Below are 2906 nucleotides of genomic sequence, written 5' to 3'. Positions count from 1 at the left end.
ATCGCCGCAGCAGGTCCGGGGCGAAGCCGCGCAGCTCCGCCTCGATCCGGGCGGCTTCGTCGGTGCCGTACCGGGAGGCGACGGCGCGCAGGTCGACGTGCGCGTCGACCAGCCCGGCCGCGCAGGCGCCCCGCCAGTCGCCGGCGAGTCGGCGCGCGGTGACGGCGGCGGTCATCCCCGGCGGGGACGCGTACCGCAGGAGTCGCAGTTGCTTCTCGCGTTCGCGCCGGCGTTCCACGTCCCGTCCCCGTCCAGTCGGGAGCGGGCCGGCCGGATTCGAACCGGCGTCCTCCCGATGAGCAGTCGGGCGCGACGACCGCTGCGCTACGGCCCGCTCGCGGGGGAGTGTAGGGCAGGAGGCGGGTGCGGGCCGACCGGATTCGAACCGGTGTCCTCCCGGTTTTGGAGACCGGGCGCGACGACCGCTGCGCTACGGCCCGCTCGCGGTGCCGAGCGCAGCGGCACCTGAGGTGGCGGATCGGCCGGATTCGAACCGGCGTCATCCTCCCTGATGAGGAGGCGCGACGACCTCTGCGCTACAACCCGCCGCCGGTGAGTGTAGGGCACCCCCCGATCGGGTCTTGCTATGCAACGAGTTGCATAGCAGGATGCCTCCATGGCCCTCGAACACGCGATCCTGGTCTCGCTGCTGGAGCAGCCCGCCTCCGGCTACGAGCTGGCCCGCCGCTTCGAGCGCTCCATCGGCCGCTTCTGGACCGCGACCCACCAGCAGATTTACCGGGTGTTGAAGCGGATGGAGGCCGACGGCTGGATCACCGCCGAGGAGATCGGCCAGGACGGCCGCCCCGACAAGCGGTCCTGGTCGGTGGCGCCGGCCGGCCGGTCCGCGCTGGTGACCTGGCTGCGCGCCCCGGTCCAGCCGGAGACGGTCCGGCACGAACTGGCCGTCAAGATCCGCGGCGCCGCGTTCGACGATGCCGCCGGGCGCGCCGCGCTCGTCGCCGAGGTCGAACGCTACCGGGCCACCCACGAGGCCACCCTGGCCCGCTACCTGACCGGCGAGCGGCGCGACTTCCCCGACGCCGATCCACCGGACGCCCAGCGGGCGCTCCAGCACGTCGTGCTGCGCGGCGGCATCGCCTACGAGCGGATGGTGCTCGCCTGGCTCGACGACGTGCTCACCACCCTGCGCACCCTCGAGAACTGACCACCCCGAGACCGAAGGGAGTCGCCGTCATGGTGGACTCGCCGCTGCTCAACCCGCGTATCTACGACCCGGCGCACCTGGACGACGAGAGCCGCCGGCTGCTGCGCGCCACCGTCGACTTCTTCGAGCGGCGCGGCAAGAAGGCGCTGCTCGACACGTACAACCGGCACGAGTGGTACGGCGACTTCCTGGACTTCGCGGCGAAGGAGGGGCTGTTCGCGGCCTTCCTCACGCCGGCCGCCGACGGGGCCGGGGACCCGGCGAAGCGCTGGGACACCGCCCGCAACGCCGCGCTCAGCGAGATCCTCGGCTTCTACGGCCTCGGCTACTGGTACACCTGGCAGGTCACCGTGCTCGGGCTGGGCCCGGTGTGGCAGAGCGACAACGCCGCCGCCCGGGCGCGCGCCGCCGAACTGCTCGCCGACGGCCACGTGATGGCCTTCGGCCTCTCCGAACGCGCCCACGGCGCCGACATCTACTCCACCGACATGGTGCTCACCCCCGACGGCGCCGGCGGGTTCCGCGCCGACGGCGCCAAGTACTACATCGGCAACGGCAACGTCGCCGGGCTGGTCTCGGTCTTCGGCCGCCGCGCCGACATCGACGGCCCCGACGGCTACGTCTTCTTCGCCGCCGACAGCCGCCACCCCGCCTACCGGCTGGTCCGCAACGTGGTGAACGCCCAGATGTACGTCAGCGAGTTCCGCCTGGAGGGCTACCCGGTCCGCGCCGAGGACGTGCTGCACACCGGCCGGGCCGCGTTCGACGCCGCGCTCAACACCGTCAACGTGGGCAAGTTCAACCTCTGCACCGCCTCGATCGGCATCTGCGAGCACGCGATGTACGAGGCCGTGACCCACGCCCACAACCGCGTCCTCTACGGCCGCCGGGTCACCGACTTCCCGCACGCGCGCCGCGAGCTCACCGACGCGTACGCCCGGCTGGTCGCGATGAAGCTGTTCAGCGACCGAGCGGTGGACTACTTCCGGTCGGCCGGCCCGGACGACCGCCGGTACCTGCTGTTCAACCCGATGACCAAGATGAAGGTCACCACCGAGGGCGAGCGGGTCATCGACCTGCTCTGGGACGTCATCGCGGCGAAGGGCTTCGAGGCGGACACCTACTTCGACAAGGCCGCCAAGGACATCCGCGGGCTACCCAAGCTCGAGGGCACCGTGCACGTCAACCTCGCGCTGATCTTGAAGTTCATGGCCAACCACCTGTTCCACCCGGTCGACCACCCGCCGGTGCCGACCCGCCACGACCCGTCCGACGACGAGTTCCTGTTCCGGCAGGGGCCGGCCCGGGGCCTCGGCGCGATCCGGTTCCACGACTGGCGTACCGCCTACGACGCCTACGCCGACGTGCCCAACGTGGCCCGCTTCCGGGAGCAGGCCGACGGGTTCTGCGCGCTGCTCGCCGCGCACGCGCCCGACGACGACCAGCAGCGGGACCTCGACTTCCTGCTCGCCCTCGGTCAGCTCTTCGCGCTGATCGTCTACGGCCAGCTGATCCTGGAGCAGGCCGAGCTGACCGGCCTGGACCGCGACCTGATCGACGAGATCTTCGACATCGCGGTCCGCGACTTCTCCGCGTACGCCACCGACCTGCACGGCAAGGCGGCCACCTCCGAGGCGCAGGCCGCCTGGGCGTTGGCCCACCTCCGGCGGCCCGTGCGGGACGCGGAGCGGACGGCCCGGGTGTGGGAGCGGGTGACCGCGCTCAGCGGCGCGTACGA

At 72.0% G+C, this 2906-nt stretch carries 2 protein-coding genes, 3 tRNA genes and 1 pseudogene; 2 read left to right on the top strand and 4 right to left on the bottom strand.

Annotated features, from left to right (window positions below; genetic code table 11):
* The 4 genes and pseudogenes from NCC78_RS30245 to NCC78_RS30230 form a co-directional block, all read right to left on the bottom strand.
* Positions 1-238, bottom strand: a pseudogene (locus tag NCC78_RS30245) (hypothetical protein); the annotation flags it as partial.
* 23 nt (positions 239-261) lie between these two features.
* Positions 262-334: transfer RNA gene (locus NCC78_RS30240), tRNA-Ser, on the bottom strand.
* 31 nt (positions 335-365) lie between these two features.
* A tRNA-Trp gene (locus NCC78_RS30235) sits at positions 366-440 on the bottom strand.
* 32 nt (positions 441-472) lie between these two features.
* Positions 473-547, bottom strand: a tRNA-Asp gene (locus NCC78_RS30230).
* Between the two features lie 69 nt (positions 548-616).
* On the opposite strand from NCC78_RS30230, the gene NCC78_RS30225 reads away from it, so the two are divergent.
* Together NCC78_RS30225 and NCC78_RS30220 are read left to right on the top strand one after the other, a co-directional pair.
* A complete protein-coding gene (locus NCC78_RS30225) occupies positions 617-1168 on the top strand; it encodes a PadR family transcriptional regulator (protein ID WP_250798799.1) in 552 nt (183 codons plus the stop codon).
* 29 nt (positions 1169-1197) lie between these two features.
* A partial coding sequence (locus tag NCC78_RS30220; protein ID WP_250798798.1) for an acyl-CoA dehydrogenase family protein occupies positions 1198-2906 on the top strand: 1709 nt, incomplete at its 3' end.

It is taken from the genome of Micromonospora phytophila, from assembly GCF_023656545.1.
Classification (GTDB): domain Bacteria; phylum Actinomycetota; class Actinomycetes; order Mycobacteriales; family Micromonosporaceae; genus Micromonospora; species Micromonospora phytophila.
Note: the sequence above shows the minus strand (reverse complement) of the source record. Positions and strands in the feature narration are given on the sequence as shown.

Coding starts and splice junctions, on each gene's coding strand:
- NCC78_RS30225 (WP_250798799.1), top strand. CDS start 617: ATGGCCCTCGAACACGCGATCCTGGTCTCGCTGCTGGAGCAGCCCGCC.